The following is a 17,266-nucleotide window of genomic DNA, read 5'->3' as shown; positions in this document are numbered from 1 at the left end:
TTAAAGAATATCCATTAATGTGCAATTGAAATGTGATAATTATCACTGAACCAGTGTTGTCATTTGTTTTACAAAAGCAAGGATTTAAAATTCCTTCAATGGACAAAAAAATGAATAATGACAATACCGATTACGTGAGTAATGAATCAGGGACGCTTTCGCGATTATTTAAACTTCCTCAACATGGAACCACCGTCCGCACAGAATTGATTGCGGGGATGACCACTTTTTTAACCATGGTGTACATCGTTTTTGTTAACCCGCAAATCCTCGGTGCGGCACAAATGGACCCGAAAGTGGTATTTGTCACCACTTGTTTAATTGCCGGTATTGGCAGCATTGCGATGGGGATATTTGCTAACTTGCCCGTGGCGCTGGCACCGGCAATGGGGCTGAACGCCTTCTTCGCGTTCGTGGTCGTGGGGGCGATGGGGATCTCCTGGCAGACCGGGATGGGAGCCATATTTTGGGGCGCAATCGGACTGTTTTTGCTCACGCTCTTTCGTATCCGTTACTGGATGATTTCCAACATTCCGTTAAGTTTACGTATTGGTATCACCAGTGGTATCGGGTTATTTATTGCCTTGATGGGATTAAAAAATACCGGTGTTATTGTCGCCAATAAAGATACGCTGGTTATGATTGGCGATTTAAGTTCTCACGGCGTGTTGTTAGGTATTTTAGGTTTTTTTATTATAACTGTGTTGTCATCACGTAATTTTCATGCGGCGGTGTTGGTTTCTATTGTTGTTACTTCCTGCTGTGGATTATTTTTCGGTGATGTTCATTTTAGCGGCATCTATTCCATTCCACCCGATATTAGCGGTGTCATTGGTGAAGTCGATTTGAGCGGCGCGTTGTCGCTTGAACTTGCCGGTATCATTTTCTCCTTTATGCTGATCAACCTATTTGATTCATCAGGAACATTAATTGGTGTAACTGATAAAGCTGGCTTAATAGATAGTAACGGTAAATTCCCCAATATGAATAAGGCGCTGTATGTCGATAGCGTCAGTTCGGTGGCGGGTGCGTTTATCGGCACCTCGTCTGTTACCGCCTATATTGAAAGTACTTCAGGTGTGGCGGTCGGTGGCCGCACGGGGCTGACTGCGGTTGTGGTCGGCGTTATGTTCCTGTTGGTTATGTTCTTCTCACCGCTGGTGGCAATGGTTCCCCCCTATGCGACTGCCGGGGCGCTCATCTTCGTGGGCGTGTTAATGACCTCAAGTCTGGCGCGCGTTAACTGGGATGATTTTACCGAATCGGTGCCCGCATTTATTACTACTGTGATGATGCCCTTTACTTTCTCGATCACCGAAGGTATCGCGCTGGGCTTTATGTCGTACTGCATTATGAAAGTCTGTACCGGGCGCTGGCGTGATCTGAACCTGTGTGTGGTGGTTGTAGCGGCGCTGTTTGCGCTGAAAATCATCCTGGTGGATTAGTATCTGATAAGTGTTTCCAGATATCATGAGTGTCAGTTACGCAGGAGAACTCATGATCTGGATAATGCTCGCTACGCTGGCGGTGGTGTTTGTGGTTGGTTTTCGGGTGCTGACATCCGGAGCCAGAAAGGCGATTCGCCGCCTGAGCGATCGGCTGAATATTGATGTCGTACCCATCGAATCGATGGTCGATCAGATGGGAAAGTCAGCGGGTGACGAATTTTTACGTTATCTGCATCGCCCGGATGAGTCGCACCTGCAAAATGCTGCGCAGGTGTTGCTCATCTGGCAAATTGTCATTGTCGATGGCAGCGAACAGAATCTGTTGCAATGGCATCGGATTTTACAAAAAGCCCGCCTCGCAGCTCCCATTACCGACGCTCAGGTCAGGCTGGCGCTGGGTTTTCTGCACGAAACCGAACCTGAAATGCAGGATATTAATGCTTTTCAGATGCGCTATAACGCATTCTTTCAGCCTGCCGAGGGCGTTCACTGGCTGCATTAAAACCGCTTCGTCTTATCAGCCTACAGACCGCGCCTGACCTGTAGGGGGGATAAGGCGTTCATGCCGCATTCGGTAATCTTTGCCCTGTTCCGTTTCGATCTTAACTCCAGCTCAAGCAACACCGTAAAAGTTGCAAAAACGTTAAATGCGTCACACATTTCAATGCTAAACTGACCGGCTTTTCCCCTGAAACATGCCACGGGTAACACCATGAGTGAACATATCGAAGAAAACTGTGGCGCGGATGCCATCACCCGACCGAACTGGTCAGCCGTTTTCTCGGTGGCGTTTTGCGTCGCCTGCCTGATTATCGTTGAGTTTTTGCCTGTTAGTTTGCTGACGCCGATGGCGCAGGATTTAGGTATTTCGGAAGGGCTTGCCGGGCAATCGGTGACTGTGACCGCCTTTGTGGCGATGTTTTCCAGTTTGTTTATTACCCAGACAATTCAGTCCACCGACCGCCGCTACGTTGTCATTCTGTTCGCCGTCTTGCTGACGCTCTCTTGCTTGCTGGTTTCCTTTGCCAGCTCGTTCAGAATGTTATTAATCGGTCGAGCCTGTCTCGGGCTGGCGCTGGGCGGATTCTGGGCGATGTCAGCGTCGCTGACTATGCGTCTGGTGCCGCCTCGTACGGTGCCGAAGGCGCTGTCGGTGATCTTCGGCGCGGTTTCTATTGCGCTGGTGATTGCCGCGCCGTTAGGCAGCTTTTTAGGCGAGCTTATCGGCTGGCGCAATGTCTTTAATGCGGCAGCGGTGATGGGCGTGCTGTGTATTATCTGGATTATCAAATCATTGCCTTCGCTGCCTGGCGAACCCTCGCATCAGAAACAAAATACCTTCCGCCTGTTGCAGCGTCCGGGGGTGATGGCCGGGATGATTGCTATCTTTATGTCCTTTGCGGGGCAGTTCGCTTTCTTCACGTATATTCGGCCTGTGTATATGAATCTGGCGGGATTCGGCGTGGATGGCTTAACACTGGTACTGCTGAGTTTTGGTATCGCCAGTTTTGTCGGTACGTCGCTTTCGTCGATCATTCTTAAACGTTCAGTAAAACTGGCCTTAGCGGGAGCACCGTTAGTGCTTGCTCTTAGTGCGCTGGTACTGACGTTGTGGGGAAGCGATAAAATTGTTGCTACCGGCGTGGCGATTATCTGGGGGCTGACCTTTGCTTTAATTCCCGTGGGCTGGTCAACGTGGATCACCCGCTCATTAGCCGACCAGGCAGAAAAGGCGGGATCTATTCAGGTGGCTGTTATTCAGCTTGCCAATACCTGCGGCGCGGCAATTGGCGGTTATGCACTGGATAACATTGGCCTGACTTCGCCGTTAATATTGTCCGGCACGTTGATGTTGCTTACCGCGCTGTTGGTTACTGCAAAAGTGAAAATGAAGAAATCCTGATATCAGGCTAAAGAAGTGTTGGTCAGCGGCTGTTGCCGCTCTTACATATCCGGGCATTCTACCCTGCCCAACGCTTCCCAGTAGTTACTCTGATTATTACGCTCCATCGCCACGATGGCTTCGCGTATGTGTTGTTTATTGCTTTCATCAGACAACATTAACTTTTCCCACGCTTCATCTGATAACGATGCCTGAGGGGTACAAATTTTTCGCAAATCCTGTAATACCGTATTTTTCCCTTTCGCCGATTGTAACGAGCTAAAAGGCGACTCGGCATACACGATACCCGGCATCGCGAAAACAGCGAAAATAAGAAGCAGCGTCGTTGGTTTCATGAGTTCTACCTTTTTACAAATGGCATCGAATGAAGCATAAGTGTAGTTTGTTTTCATCGCTCTAATCATGCTGTACGAAACGCGTTTTTGTATTCAGTAAGAAGTGCCAGACCTTATATTCCTCTTTTATTCCTTTTTCTTCTTATCGATAGCATTTCGTTTTTTAACCGCAGCGACCTTACCGCTATAGTCAGGTAATCATTAATAAAAGGATAAAAAATGAAACTGACAACACATCATCTACGAACAGGAGTAGCGTTATTACTGGCAGGAATACTACTGGCAGGCTGCGACCAGCAAAGTAGCGATACAAAACACATTAAAGTTGGGGTCATAAACGGTGCCGAACAGGATGTGGCGGAAGTCGCTAAAAAAGTGGCTAAAGAGAAGTATGGCCTTGAGGTTGAACTGATTGGATTTAGCGGTTCATTGCTGCCGAACGATGCAACAAATCATGGTGAACTGGATGCCAATGTATTCCAGCATCGCCCTTTCCTTGAACAGGATAATCAGGCGCACGGTTATAAACTGGTGGCGGTGGGGAATACCTTTGTCTTCCCCATGGCGGGCTATTCGAAAAAAATCAAAACGGTCGATCAGCTAGAAGATGGGGCGACAGTGGCGATTCCGAATGATCCGACCAACCTTGGGCGGGCGCTGTTACTGTTGCAAAAAGAGAAACTGATTACGTTGCAAGAGGGGAAAGGTTTACTGCCAACGGCGTTGGATATTACCGATAACCCGCGTCATTTACAGATTATGGAACTGGAAGGGGCACAGTTGCCGCGCGTACTGGACGACCCGAAAGTGGATGTGGCGATTATCAGCACGACTTATATTCAGCAAACCGGGCTTTCTCCGGTGCATGACAGCGTATTTATTGAAGATAAAAATTCGCCGTATGTGAACATTCTGGTGGCGCGGGAAGATAACAAGGATGCAGAAAACGTGAAGGAATTTTTGCAATCTTATCAATCACCGGAAGTTGCTAAAGCGGCAGAAACTATCTTTAACGGTGGCGCGGTGCCGGGCTGGTAATTATCAACCGCGCCGCGCCGGACGATTACATTTTTCTGGCGCGGCGGCGGGAATCCATTGAAATCAAAATCACCGATGACAGAATCAGCAGCGTTCCCAGCCAGTCAGGTAATGTGAAAGTGATCCCCAGCAGCAGTAAAGAGAGCAGCGCGCTACTTAATGGTTCTGCACAGCTCAAAATGCTGGCTTTTGGCCCGCCAATTAACTGTGCGCCTTTCAGATACAGACTAAAAGTCAGCGAAGTTCCAATTACCACCAGATAGAAAAACGCCAGAATCAGACTGCCATTAACCACAAAATTTGTTCCTTGTCCGGCATAAAAGGGCAGCAGGATCAGACCACCAATGAGCATACTCCAGCCAACCACTGGCAGCGTGCCGTAACGGGCAATGAGCGTTGAGGGGTATGTCGTATAGAATGCGGCAGCAAATGCCGAGGCGATACCCCAGAATAACGCAGCAGGAGAGATCGATAATGACGTCGGATTACCGTGTGTCACCAATAAAAACGTACCAATCAGCGATGTCAGAATGGCGCAAAAAACCAGGATGCCGGGGCGTGATTTACGTACCAGTGAGAACCATGCCACGATAATCGTTGGTGATAAAAATTGCAGCACCGTTGCTGTAGCGGCATTGGATTTTTCAATTGTCAGTAAGAAAGTCAGCTGGACGGTCAGTGCGCCAACAACGGAAAAAATCAGCAGGCTGATGGCATCTTTATGATTTTTAATGATTGAGAAGACTTTATCGCCGTGGACAAAGGAGAGCGTTAGCAGAATAAAACCGGCAAATATCAGTCGCGTCATGGTAAGAAACTGCGATGACATCTGGCTTTGCTCCATGATGTATTGTGCGCAGACACCTGAACTTCCCCACAATACGGCGGCAATTAGAACGTTCAGCATCCCCTTTCTGGTGGAACCCATTTTTCCCCTCTGCATACGGTTTTGTCGTTTATGTATGCAGGCATGATAGCAAAAATGGCAAGGATGGCTCTGTTCATATAAAGCATATTTATGTTGCCTTTCAGCAATAGTTACGCATCTTTATCAATAACAGGCAGGCCGTTGATACGTCTGACATTATTATCGCCAGCCAGAAGCAATCTAAAAATAAAATCGACCGTGAGGCTTTTATATTATTCTCGTCGAAACCATGAATATTCTTCTCATAAGTATCCTTCATGGTTTGCGTAGGTCGTTATTCAAAAGCATCGAAGTTTTTTATCACGTCGCAATGAAATATTGCGCATTAGCGTCGCTGACAAATAGCGTGGGTAATTTGATGAGGTCGAGCATTATTCTTTATCTTTATGAAACGCGTGAAATGCTTATTAAACCGTCATGTTATGGCGTTATCATTTTTTTCTAACAACATGCTACTGTTCGCTTTTTAAACGCGAAGAATGCTATGCAAATCCATAAAGTGATCAAACCCGAGTTTGTGAAGAAGTTTTCCTGTGTCGGTCCTGACTGCCTGATTTCCTGTTGTCAGGGATGGCAAATAGATATCGACAAGAAAACTCATCATGATTACCTCAACGCACACCATCCGGAAATCTCCAGCCTGGCGAAAGAGAATTTGATGCTGGTGCGAAAAGGTAAACAAAGATATTCGAGAATTAAGCTGGACGCGCAGGGGCAGTGTCCGTTTCTCGACGAAAATAAACTCTGCCTGGTTCATCGCGAGCTGGGAGGCAACGCGCTTTCAGTTACCTGTTCTACTTATCCACGTTGTAAAAAGCACTACGCGGATACAACTCGTTATTCGATGACGCTTTCATGTCCAGAAGTAGCCCGGCTGGTATTGTTCGATGCCGACAGCATGTTAGTGCATGAACAAGATGAGCTGCTGGCGAAGGCGAAAAACAATATCATCGCCCGGCAGCAGCCGGTTAATCAGATCCAACAGATTGTGCATCTCTTTGCCTGGCACCTTCTACAGGCGCCATCGTTGAACGTTGAAGAGAACCTGATGGCGCTGGCACAGTTTATGGTTTACTTGCAACGCATTGAGTTCGATCTGCATCGCCATTTTGCGCAGGCCGAACAGTATCATCAGGAACTATTAAGCGAGCTGGCGGCAGGTATAAGTTTGATTCATCGCTCAACGTCAACGGAGTCGGTTGGATTGAAGGTGCGCGCGCTGTCGGCATTGGGTTCACTTATCGCGAATGAAGGCGCCAGGGATAACATTATCGCTGGGGTGCATCGGAAGATGGCGGCGTATTTAAACATTACAGCCAGTACGGATAAGCAGGATCTGGTCGACAAGTTTGCAGTTCTGGATAAGCAATGGCAGCAACTTTGCCAGGATTCTATCCTTAGCGCCCCGCATGTATTGCGCAATTTACTGACCTACAAAATTTACCACTGTCATTTTCCGGATGCTGATTTCTCAACGATCATGCGCCAGGTTTACCGTTTAATCCTCGATTATTTCTATATTAAGCATTTGTTGAGTGTGACATCGCTGGAAGTAACTCCTGATGAGGCAACGGTGTTAAAGATTGTGGCGAGCCTTGCCGAGAAAACCTTGCATTCGCCAATTATCAATCAGCGGATGGATAAAGCGATTGACATGATCAATGCCGGGGACGATCTCTCCTGCCTGCTGTTGATTTGTTAAATTCGCCTGCCGGAGACTGGGTTAAGTCTATGTCTGACATGTCGCCGCCATTGCAATAAATGTTATGAAAGAACTCGGTTAAGCCGATTGAATCATGAACAGAAGAAAATGTCTGGTTTTAATCGTATTACAAGGGATTGGTGAACGTCAGAAGAGGCATTTTGGCGGAAGATCACAGGAGTCGAACCTGCCCGGGACCGCTGGCGGCCCCAACTGGATTTGAAGTCCAGCCGCCTCACCGGAGACGACGATCTTCCGCGCCTCGATTGCTACATGGAGGCGGGGCGCATTATAGCTAGTTCCTCGCCTTATCACATCCCCCATCACACTTTTTTCCGTATCGTTTCGTCTTGCCATGATCCCTTTCACAGAAACCTTCAGCAAATCCATAAGTTACATTTTGGCGCTACCGCGATCACAGAAAACAAGAAACGTAAGTTGATAACAAAAAATAGCAATATCCGCACTCTTAAGGATGGTTTACTTTCGGGCTGTCTGACTGGCGCCTTCTTCACTTGTCATGCTTGCGGTAACAAAAATTTCAGAACGAAAGGAACGGATTATGAAAATCAGCGATGGAAACTGGCTTATTCAACCTGGTCTTAATTTGATTCACCCCATCCAGGTTTTTGATGTTGAGCAGCGGGGAAAGGAGATGGTGGTTTATGCCGCGCCGCGTGATGTGCGGGAGCGTACCTGGCAGTTGGATACGCCACTGTTTACGCTGCGCTTTTTTTCACCTCAGGAAGGTGTGGTTGGCGTGCGGATTGAGCATTTTCAAGGGGCGCGGGATAACGGTCCGCACTACCCGCTTAATGTGTTGCATGATGTTCCGGTGGAGATGCAAAACACGGTTGAATATGCCGAGCTGAAGAGCGGTAATTTGAGTGTTCGTGTTACCAAAGGTGAATTCTGGTCGCTCGATTTTCTGCGCAATGGTGTGCGTATTACCGGTAGCCAGTTGAAAAATAACGGCTATATACAGGACACCAACACCAACCGTAGCTACATGTTTGAGCGCCTGGATCTCGGTGTCGGTGAAACAGTATACGGTCTGGGGGAACGCTTCACCGCGCTGGTGCGTAACGGTCAGACGGTGGAAACCTGGAACCGTGACGGCGGAACCAGCACCGAACAGGCGTACAAAAACATCCCGTTCTATATCACCAACCGTGGCTACGGCGTGCTGGTGAATCATCCGCAGTGCGTCTCATTTGAAGTGGGATCGGAGAAAGTCTCCAAAGTGCAGTTCAGCGTCGAGGGTGAATATCTCGAATACTTTGTTATCGATGGCCCGACGCCGAAAGCGGTGCTCGATCGTTATACCCGTTTTACCGGGCGTCCGGCACTGCCGCCAGCATGGTCCTTTGGTTTGTGGTTAACGACTTCATTTACCACTAATTATGACGAAGCTACGGTAAACAGCTTTATCGACGGCATGGCGGAACGTAATCTGCCGCTACATGTTTTCCACTTCGACTGTTTCTGGATGAAAGCCTTCCAGTGGTGCGATTTTGAGTGGGATCCGGTCACTTTCCCTGACCCGGAAGGGATGATTCGCCGCCTGAAAGCGAAAGGGCTGAAAATCTGCGTCTGGATTAACCCCTATATAGGGCAAAAATCGCCGGTATTTAAAGCGTTGCAAGAGAAAGGATATTTACTCAAACGCCCGGACGGCTCGTTATGGCAATGGGATAAATGGCAGCCAGGTCTGGCGATTTATGATTTTACCAACCCAGATGCCTGCAAATGGTACGCCGATAAACTGAAAGGCCTGGTAGCGATGGGCGTCGATTGCTTTAAGACCGACTTTGGCGAACGTATTCCAACAGACGTTCAGTGGTTTGACGGTTCCGATCCGCAGAAAATGCATAATCATTATGCGTACATCTACAACGAACTGGTATGGAACGTCCTGAAAGACACTGTCGGTGAGGAAGAGGCCGTCCTGTTTGCCCGTTCCGCTTCTGTGGGCGCACAGCAATTTCCCGTGCACTGGGGCGGAGACTGCTACGCCAATTACGAATCGATGGCGGAAAGCCTGCGCGGCGGGTTATCTATTGGCCTTTCCGGTTTTGGTTTCTGGAGCCACGATATCGGTGGCTTTGAGAATACCGCTCCGGCACACGTTTACAAACGCTGGTGCGCATTTGGTTTGCTCTCCAGCCATAGCCGTTTGCATGGCAGCAAATCTTATCGTGTGCCGTGGGCCTATGATGATGAATCCTGCGATGTCGTGCGCCATTTCACACAGCTTAAATGCCGCATGATGCCGTATCTGTACCGCGAAGCCGCTCGTGCTAACGCGCTGGGTACGCCGATGATGCGCGCAATGGTGATGGAGTTCCCGGACGATCCAGCCTGTGATTATCTTGACCGTCAATACATGTTGGGCGACAGCGTGATGGTTGCGCCAGTGTTCTCTGAAGCGGGCGATGTACAGTTTTACCTGCCAGAAGGTCGCTGGACGCATCTGTGGCATAACGATGAAACAGAAGGCAGCCGTTGGCATAAACAGCAGCATGATTTTCTTAGTTTGCCGGTTTACGTGCGTGACAACACCTTACTGGCGCTGGGGAACAATGATCAACGCCCCGACTACGCGTGGCATGAAGGCACGGCTTTCCAACTCTTTAATCTGCAAGACGGGCGTGAAGCTGTCTGTGAAGTGCCCGCCGCCGATGGTTCGGTGATCTTCACCCTGAAAGCGACGCGTACTGGCAATACGATTACCGTGACAGGCGCGGGCGAGGCGAATAACTGGACACTATGCTTGCGTAATATTGCGAAAGTAAATGGTTTGCAAGGCGGTTCGCAGACCGAAACTGAGTTGGGTGTGGTGGTGTCGCCAGTGGGTAACTCACTGACAATTATGCTGTAATTTGTTGAAAAAATGCCGGGTACGGCTATGTCGTGCCCGGCGAGATTGATTTTTACTGCACTGGCTCCGTTGATGTGACTTCGCCACTGGAAACGACGCCAGCATTCATGGTTTGTGTTACCTGCTGCTTTTCTGCGTTCACAGCATGGAGTTGTCCGTTAACCGTAGGTTTTAGCGGTACATCGGTCTGAATATCGCCGCTGGCGGTGAGCTGAATATTGCCATCGCCCGTAATCGGTAACTCTGGCCATCCCCACTGTTGCAAAATGTTCATCGGCACACTGCGTCCGTTCAGGCTGATATGGGTCTGGCGCTGCGGCGTTTGTGAGACGCTGGCAGTAGCTTCAAGAATGCCTTTCTCGGTAAACGCGCTAAGTTCGCTGATATTCACCGTGCTGCTATTGGCGGTTAGCGCCAGCGACGGGCGACGAACGTCGACACGATTGAACGTTGCGGCGGCGGCATTCAGGTTCGCCGTGCCACTCCAGACGCCCCACTTATGATCGGCAACCAGCGTCAGATTCGCGCCATAACCATCCAGCGCAGTGAGCTGCCACGGGAAGTTCGGATCGATATCAATGAGCAGGTTACGGCTGGCGCTAAATCTCTTCAGTTGTAGGCGGTTTAACCAGCTTGGGGTCGCTTCCATCCACAACTGTTGCCAGTTTTTCGGCAAGGTATATTCCAGCCCGACAATCGCTGCATCGTCGAGGATCAGCGTTTTCCCGTCGCGTTGCCAGTTCCCTGACGTTCGGACCATTCCGCCTTCCCAGCGGCTGGTGAACTGGCGAAGCGCCACGCCCTGTGGGGAAAACTCCGCGTTCATAATCGGGTCAAATAAATGCAGCGAACCATAAATAAACTCGCTGGCGTTCATTGACAGCTTGCCTTCCTGCGTCTGCCAGTCATCTTTAATGAAGGTCATGTTGCGCAAGCTGAGATCGAGGTCGGTCACCGCCCAGTCCGGACCTTGCAGGCGAGCGTCGATCACTTCAAGGCGACCAATCTGCAACGACGGGACAGAGCGCAAAGGTGCAAAGAAATCGGTCAGAGATTTTTCGCTTTGCAGACGGATATCGGCCAGGCGCAGATTTTCTACCTGCCAGCTACCATCGGCATTACGCTGCGCATTACCGGTTAATGAGCCACGGGCGATATCGGCGCCCAGATTCGTAAGCGTGACGCGATCGTTATCAATAGTGCCTTCAATCAGTACATTGGTAGCAGCAACATCGTTGAGCGACAGAGAGCCGGCACTGAACTGAATTTGAGCCTTCGTGCCCAGGACTTTACCGGCTTCCGGCGACCACGGAACGACGCCGCCATTTACTCGCTGTGCGCTGAGATTCCACTCGCTATTGGGGCTGTTAAACGCCATATCACGCAGTTGCAGACGATCCGCTTTGAACGGTAGCGGTGCGGTCTGGTCGGTGAGATTCAGCGTCCCGTTTTCCAGCAGGATAGTATCAACATGGCGTGGTTCGCTCAGTTGTCGACTACTTAGCGCAATATCGACACTTTTCGCCACCAGAGTGGCGGGCTGACCATCACGACCAAACGTGACGTTCTCCAGCACGATATGAGATGGCGCGGAAAAGCGGTGATCCATCGCCCCGAAGGTCAAATGATAGTCGCTATTCCTGGATATCCATGCGCTGATATGCTCTGCTCCCCAGCGGGTTTGCAGCAGGAAATAGAGGCCAGCGATCGCCACGAATAGCGCGATGAAAATGTAGAGAAGCAGCTTCCCAATAAATTTCATGGTCTTCCATCCCGTGAAATGCACATAAGGGAGTTATGCACGATTTACGCGCATTCCTCAAGGCGGGAATGGAGAAAGCGAGTGGCTACGGCGGTAAAGAATTTTACCGCCGTGAGTGGGTTACTGTTTTTCTGGCGGGAAAATCAGGTTCAGCACAATGGCAGTGATACCGCCAGCGGCGATCCCGGAGGAGAGCAGGTTTTTCAGCCAGTCAGGGGCAAACTGCAAAATCAGCGGCTGCTGAGAAACGCCCAGACCGACCGCCAGCGACAGCGCGATAATCAGAATGGCCCGACGGTTCAGCGGCTCACGAGAAACGATACGCACACCGGATGCGGCGATAGTACCAAACATCACCAGCGTAGCGCCGCCAAGTACCGGCTCAGGAATATGCTGCACAAAACCGCTCACAGCCGGGAACAGGCCGAGCACAATCAGCATCAGCGCAACGACAAAACCGACATAACGGCTGGCAACACCGGTCAACTGGATCACACCGTTGTTCTGCCCGAAGCAGGAGTTCGGGAAGGTGTTAAATACCGCCGACACAAACGAGTTCAGGCCATTCGCCAGCACGCCGCCTTTCAGACGTTTCATGTACAGCGGACCAGAAACCGGTTGTTCGGAAACGTCGGAGGTGGCGGTGATATCGCCAATAGTTTCCAGCGAGGTGATCATAAAGACCAGCATCAGCGGCAACAGCAGACTCCATTCAATACCAAGCCCGTAATAGAGCGGTGTTGGCACCATAATCAGTTCTTGCGTCATCGGCTCGTTGCTTTCTGGCAACATGCCCATAAACCACGCCAGCGCATATCCGGCTGCCATCGCAATCACCAGCGAGGCCACGCGTAAGTAAGGGTTACGTTGACGGTTAAGCAGAATGATTAAAGCTAAGACCACACCCGCCAGCAGCAGATTTTTCGGTGCGCCAAAGGTGTTATCGTTCATGGCCGCATAACCGCCGCCAATGGACGTTAACCCAACCTGTATTAGCGACAGGCCGATAATCATCACCACTACGCCAGAAACCAGCGGCGTAATAATGCGGCGCGCCAGGTGCAAAACGCGGGAGATTACCATTTCGGTGCAGCTTGCCAGCATCAGTGTGCCGAAGAGCGCCGCCATCATGGTTGGAACATCGGCGCCACCAGTCTTCAGTGCCGTTCCACCCATAATCAGCGGGGCAACGAAGTTAAAGCTGGTGCCCTGAATAGACAACAACCCGGAACCAACCGGCCCCCAGGCTTTAATCTGAATAATCGACGCCACACCGGAGGCAAACAGCGACATACTAATAATGTGTTGCGTGTCCTGTGCTGGTAAACCCAGCGCCTGGCAAATTAACAGTGCTGGCGTGATTACCGCGACAAACATCGCCAGCAGATGCTGACAGGCGGCAAACAGAGTTTGAGCAAGCGGCGGACGATCTTCAAGACGATAAATCAGTTCGCTGTTTTGAGTCTGCGCAACCGGTTGCGCATTTTCTGACTCTAGGGTGGAAACAGACATCGAAAACAATCCCGTGGTGGCAAAGCGGGCATTTTAGCTGACCGAAAGGTAAAAGCAAACGTTTGCCATGCATTCTTCTAAATATTTAAATGCGATAAATGCACTTTTTTATATAACTTTTGGTTGTTTTCTGCTTAAAATCCATGCCATTTTTTTATTTTCAGCTGAGAATTCGAACCGGGATAGCATGACTCGATACTCGTCATATTTCGCCCTAATGCACATGCGCGATGAAGTATGACGAGTGTGAAAGAGTGGTGCGGACACAAAGGAGTAACTATGTTTCATCTCGATACTTTAGCAACGCTTGTTGCTGCAACGCTGACGTTGCTGCTCGGGCGCAAGTTGGTCCATTCCGTCTCCTTTCTGAAGAAATACACCATACCTGAACCAGTTGCCGGAGGGTTGCTGGTGGCACTGGCGCTGCTGGTGCTGAAAAAAAGTATGGGCTGGGAAGTCAATTTTGATATGTCCCTGCGCGATCCGTTGATGCTGGCATTCTTCGCAACCATTGGTCTGAATGCCAATATTGCCAGCCTGCGTGCCGGTGGGCGTGTGGTGGGGATTTTCCTCATCGTGGTTGTTGGCCTGTTGGTGATGCAAAATGCTATCGGCATTGGGATGGCAAGCCTGTTAGGGCTTGATCCGCTGATGGGGCTGCTGGCCGGTTCTATTACGCTTTCTGGCGGACACGGTACGGGAGCTGCGTGGAGTAAATTGTTCATTGAACGTTATGGCTTCACCAACGCGACGGAAGTGGCGATGGCCTGTGCAACTTTTGGTCTGGTGCTGGGCGGCTTGATTGGGGGGCCGGTGGCGCGGTATCTGGTGAAGCACTCCACCACGCCGAACGGTATTCCGGATGACCAGGAAGTCCCCACCGCATTTGAAAAGCCGGACGTGGGGCGCATGATCACTTCGCTGGTACTAATTGAAACCATCGCGCTGATTGCTATCTGTCTGACGGTGGGGAAAATTGTTGCGCAACTTTTGGCTGGCACCGCTTTTGAATTGCCAACCTTCGTTTGCGTGCTTTTTGTGGGCGTGATTCTGAGCAACGGTTTGTCCATGATGGGCTTTTACCGTGTCTTTGAGCGTGCGGTATCGGTTCTGGGTAACGTAAGCCTGTCGTTGTTCCTGGCGATGGCGTTGATGGGGCTGAAGCTGTGGGAGCTGGCTTCGCTGGCGCTGCCGATGCTGGCGATTCTGGTCGCACAGACTATCTTCATGGCGTTGTACGCTATCTTCGTCACCTGGCGCATGATGGGCAAAAACTACGATGCGGCGGTGCTGGCTGCGGGTCACTGTGGTTTTGGCCTTGGTGCAACGCCAACGGCAATCGCCAACATGCAGGCGATTACCGAACGCTTTGGCCCGTCGCACATGGCCTTCCTGGTGGTGCCGATGGTCGGTGCGTTCTTTATCGATATCGTTAACGCCCTGGTGATTAAGCTGTATTTGATGTTGCCGATTTTTGCGGGGTAACCGATGAAGCGGCGGTATGTGTGCCGCCGCAACAAAGACAAATGCCAGATACGCTTCGCTTATCTGGCCTGCGTAATGATTATCAATTTATTGATTTTTTTGGTTTTTTTTGTAGGTCGGATAAGGCGTTCACGCCGCATTCGGCAGGAAGGTAAATCAACCTGAAACGGCGGTCTTCTCTCCGCCGTCTTTATGCATTTGAGTAGCGTTCCGTCTCCGGCATCCAGCGTTCTATCAGGGCTTTTGCCTGTTGTGGGTAACGTTCGTGAATATGCCGTGCCAGGCGCTGAACTTCTGGGATCATGGCCTGATCGCGCAATAAATCTGCCACTTTAAATTCGGCATTACCCGTCTGACGCGTACCTAACAATTCACCAGGGCCGCGAATCTCCAAATCTTTTTGTGCAATCACAAACCCGTCGCTGCTGTCACGCAGCACTTGCAGGCGAATTTGCGCCGTTTTGGAGAGCGGCGTTTTGTAGAGCAGCACGCAGTGAGAAGCCACCGCGCCACGTCCCACGCGCCCGCGAAGCTGGTGTAACTGCGCCAGACCCAGGCGCTCCGGGTTTTCGATAATCATCAGGCTGGCGTTAGGCACATCAACGCCGACTTCAATGACGGTAGTGGCAACCAACAGGTGTAACTCACCTTGTTTAAACGACGCCATCACCGCCTGTTTCTCGGCAGGTTTCATACGCCCATGTACCAGGCCAACATTCAACTCTGGTAGTGCCAGTTTCAACTCTTCCCACGTGGCTTCCGCTGCCTGCGCTTCCAGTAACTCTGACTCTTCAATCAACGTACAAACCCAGTAAGCCTGACGACCTTCAGTCATGCAGGCGTGGCGCACGCGGTCAATAATGTCGTTGCGGCGTGTATCCGGGATAGCAACGGTAGTCACTGGTGTACGCCCTGGCGGCAGTTCATCAATGACCGAGGTATCGAGATCGGCATAGGCGGTCATTGCCAGCGTGCGGGGGATCGGCGTGGCGGTCATGATCAACTGATGAGGATGGAAGCCTTGCTGCTGGCCTTTTTCCCACAATGCCAGACGCTGATGCACACCGAAACGATGCTGTTCGTCGATGATCACCAGCGCCAGACCGTTAAACTGTACCTGTTCCTGGAAGATGGCGTGAGTGCCGACAATCATCTGCACCTGACCGTTGGCGATGGCTTCCTGCTGCGCCAGTCGCGCTTTACCTTTCTGCTTACCAGCCAGCCAACCCACTTCAATACCCAGCGGCTCAAACCAGTTGCGAAAGTTATTGGCGTGCTGTTCGGCGAGCAACTCGGTTGGTGCCATCAGCGCCACCTGTTTACCGTGAGCAATTGCACGCAGCGCGGCGAGGGCAGCAACCAGCGTTTTACCGGAACCTACATCGCCTTGTACCAGACGCATCATGGGAACATCCAGCGCCATATCGCGCTCGATCTCCGCCACCACACGTGCCTGAGCGCCCGTTGGTTTGAACGGTAAGGCGGCAAGGAGTTTATTTTTCAGCGCCTCATTGGCGCTAAGCGGTTGGGCATGAAAACGTTGTGCTCCAGCGCGTAACGCCAGCATACTGAGGTTGTGCGCCAGCAGTTCTTCCAGAATCAGACGACGTTGTGCCGGATGCTGCCCGCTTTCCAGATCGCTAAGTTGCAGTGTCGGCGGCGGGCGATGCAGCGTTCTCAAGGCTTCCGGCAGCGTCATCATCCCTTGTGACAGTTCCGGCGGCAACAGTTCTTCAATAGCGCAGGTGTCGAGCAGATCCAGCGCCTGGTCGGTTAATTTACGCAGCGTTGCCTGTTTAACGCCTTCAGTCGTTGGGTAAACCGGCGTAAGCGTTTCCTGTAGCTCCGGGGTACTGAGATCACCCTGTACGCGATATTCCGGATGGATCATCTCCGCGCCATATTTGCCGCGCTTTGCTTCGCCGTAGGCCAGCACGCGGCGGCCCGTCGCCAGGCTATTTTTCATCGCCGCGCTGAAATTGAAAAAGCGCATGGTGAGAATGCCGGAACCGTCGCTAATCTGGCAGGTCATCATCCGCCGACCGCCGAAGGAGATATTACAGTTCAGCACTTCGCCTTCCACCGTGGCATAAACGCCCGGCAGTAGCTCACCGATGGGGTAGAGATGGGTGCGATCTTCGTAGCGCAGAGGAAGGTGTAACAGTAAGTCCTGCACGGTATGCAGGTTGATTTTCGCCAGCTTGTTACTTTGCGCCGCGCCAACGCCCGTTAGGGAACTGAGCGGGACAGCATCTAACAGGCGACCTTTCAT

General features: G+C 50.9%; 11 protein-coding genes, 1 tRNA gene and 1 pseudogene. 7 read left to right on the top strand and 6 right to left on the bottom strand.

Going from position 1 to position 17,266, the window contains the following annotated elements; all coding sequences use genetic code 11:
- Positions 1 to 110 precede the first annotated feature (110 nt).
- The 3 genes from adeQ to nepI all read left to right on the top strand — a co-directional run bounded on the left by adeQ (position 111) and on the right by nepI (position 3,351).
- A complete protein-coding gene (gene adeQ / locus C3D30_RS15435) occupies positions 111 to 1,445 on the top strand; it encodes an adenine permease AdeQ (RefSeq protein WP_016159934.1) in 1,335 nt (444 codons plus the stop codon).
- Positions 1,446 to 1,497: 52 nt separating this feature from the next.
- Positions 1,498 to 1,950 (top strand): DUF1198 domain-containing protein, encoded by a 453-nt coding sequence (locus C3D30_RS15430; RefSeq protein ID WP_010350501.1) that lies wholly within the window; start codon positions 1,498 to 1,500, stop codon positions 1,948 to 1,950.
- Between the two features lie 210 nt (positions 1,951 to 2,160).
- Positions 2,161 to 3,351 (top strand): purine ribonucleoside efflux pump NepI, encoded by a 1,191-nt coding sequence (gene nepI, locus C3D30_RS15420; RefSeq protein ID WP_105287094.1) that lies wholly within the window; start codon positions 2,161 to 2,163, stop codon positions 3,349 to 3,351.
- A 41-nt stretch (positions 3,352 to 3,392) separates the two neighbouring features.
- Here the strand turns inward: nepI and yicS are convergent, their stop codons facing one another.
- The gene (yicS, locus tag C3D30_RS15415; RefSeq protein ID WP_105287093.1) at positions 3,393 to 3,686 is read right to left on the bottom strand and encodes a protein YicS; all 294 of its coding nucleotides are present in this window, start codon (positions 3,684 to 3,686) and stop codon (positions 3,393 to 3,395) included.
- Positions 3,687 to 3,905: 219 nt separating this feature from the next.
- On the opposite strand from yicS, the gene nlpA reads away from it, so the two are divergent.
- Entirely contained in the window at positions 3,906 to 4,724 is an 819-nt protein-coding gene (gene nlpA / locus C3D30_RS15410) for a lipoprotein NlpA (protein ID WP_000779442.1), read from the top strand.
- 3 nt (positions 4,725 to 4,727) lie between these two features.
- On the opposite strand, the pseudogene C3D30_RS15405 reads toward nlpA, so the two are convergent.
- Positions 4,728 to 5,652 (bottom strand): annotated as a pseudogene (locus C3D30_RS15405) (carboxylate/amino acid/amine transporter).
- Between the two features lie 484 nt (positions 5,653 to 6,136).
- On the opposite strand from C3D30_RS15405, the gene fliB reads away from it, so the two are divergent.
- Entirely contained in the window at positions 6,137 to 7,354 is a 1,218-nt protein-coding gene (gene fliB / locus C3D30_RS15400) for a flagellin lysine-N-methylase (protein ID WP_001586186.1), read from the top strand.
- A gap of 162 nt (positions 7,355 to 7,516) precedes the next feature.
- Here fliB and C3D30_RS15395 read toward each other — a convergent pair.
- A tRNA-Sec gene (locus tag C3D30_RS15395) sits at positions 7,517 to 7,611 on the bottom strand.
- 305 nt (positions 7,612 to 7,916) lie between these two features.
- On the opposite strand from C3D30_RS15395, the gene yicI reads away from it, so the two are divergent.
- Positions 7,917 to 10,235 carry an alpha-xylosidase gene (gene yicI, locus C3D30_RS15390; RefSeq protein WP_105287092.1) on the top strand — a complete coding sequence of 773 codons (2,319 nt, stop codon included), beginning with the start codon at positions 7,917 to 7,919 and terminating at the stop codon, positions 10,233 to 10,235.
- A gap of 52 nt (positions 10,236 to 10,287) precedes the next feature.
- Here the strand turns inward: yicI and C3D30_RS15385 are convergent, their stop codons facing one another.
- Positions 10,288 to 11,997: an AsmA family protein gene (locus C3D30_RS15385; RefSeq protein ID WP_105287091.1), complete on the bottom strand. Its 1,710-nt coding sequence runs from the start codon at positions 11,995 to 11,997 to the stop codon at positions 10,288 to 10,290.
- A 120-nt stretch (positions 11,998 to 12,117) separates the two neighbouring features.
- Positions 12,118 to 13,509: a xanthine/proton symporter XanP gene (gene xanP / locus C3D30_RS15380; RefSeq protein ID WP_010352595.1), complete on the bottom strand. Its 1,392-nt coding sequence runs from the start codon at positions 13,507 to 13,509 to the stop codon at positions 12,118 to 12,120.
- 279 nt (positions 13,510 to 13,788) lie between these two features.
- Between xanP and gltS the strand changes: the two genes are divergently transcribed.
- Entirely contained in the window at positions 13,789 to 14,994 is a 1,206-nt protein-coding gene (gene gltS, locus C3D30_RS15375) for a sodium/glutamate symporter (RefSeq protein WP_000468835.1), read from the top strand.
- A 190-nt stretch (positions 14,995 to 15,184) separates the two neighbouring features.
- Here the strand turns inward: gltS and recG are convergent, their stop codons facing one another.
- Complete coding sequence (recG, locus tag C3D30_RS15370) at positions 15,185 to 17,266, bottom strand: ATP-dependent DNA helicase RecG (protein ID WP_105285026.1); 2,082 nt, start codon at positions 17,264 to 17,266, stop codon at positions 15,185 to 15,187.

The organism is Escherichia sp. MOD1-EC5433, assembly GCF_002966005.1.
Lineage (GTDB): Bacteria > Pseudomonadota > Gammaproteobacteria > Enterobacterales > Enterobacteriaceae > Escherichia > Escherichia ruysiae.
The sequence above is the reverse complement of the archived record's forward strand: the minus strand, read 5'-3'. Positions and strand labels throughout refer to the sequence as shown.

Excerpts from the sequence above, each read along its gene's own strand:
- adeQ (WP_016159934.1), top strand. The coding sequence starts at position 111 with ATGAATAATGACAATACCGATTACGTGAGTAATGAATCAGGGACGCTT.
- C3D30_RS15430 (WP_010350501.1), top strand. The coding sequence starts at position 1,498 with ATGATCTGGATAATGCTCGCTACGCTGGCGGTGGTGTTTGTGGTTGGT.
- nepI (WP_105287094.1), top strand. The coding sequence starts at position 2,161 with ATGAGTGAACATATCGAAGAAAACTGTGGCGCGGATGCCATCACCCGA.
- yicS (WP_105287093.1), bottom strand. The coding sequence starts at position 3,686 with ATGAAACCAACGACGCTGCTTCTTATTTTCGCTGTTTTCGCGATGCCG.
- nlpA (WP_000779442.1), top strand. The coding sequence starts at position 3,906 with ATGAAACTGACAACACATCATCTACGAACAGGAGTAGCGTTATTACTG.
- fliB (WP_001586186.1), top strand. The coding sequence starts at position 6,137 with ATGCAAATCCATAAAGTGATCAAACCCGAGTTTGTGAAGAAGTTTTCC.
- yicI (WP_105287092.1), top strand. The coding sequence starts at position 7,917 with ATGAAAATCAGCGATGGAAACTGGCTTATTCAACCTGGTCTTAATTTG.
- C3D30_RS15385 (WP_105287091.1), bottom strand. The coding sequence starts at position 11,997 with ATGAAATTTATTGGGAAGCTGCTTCTCTACATTTTCATCGCGCTATTC.
- xanP (WP_010352595.1), bottom strand. The coding sequence starts at position 13,509 with ATGTCTGTTTCCACCCTAGAGTCAGAAAATGCGCAACCGGTTGCGCAG.
- gltS (WP_000468835.1), top strand. The coding sequence starts at position 13,789 with ATGTTTCATCTCGATACTTTAGCAACGCTTGTTGCTGCAACGCTGACG.
- recG (WP_105285026.1), bottom strand. The coding sequence starts at position 17,266 with ATGAAAGGTCGCCTGTTAGATGCTGTCCCGCTCAGTTCCCTAACGGGC.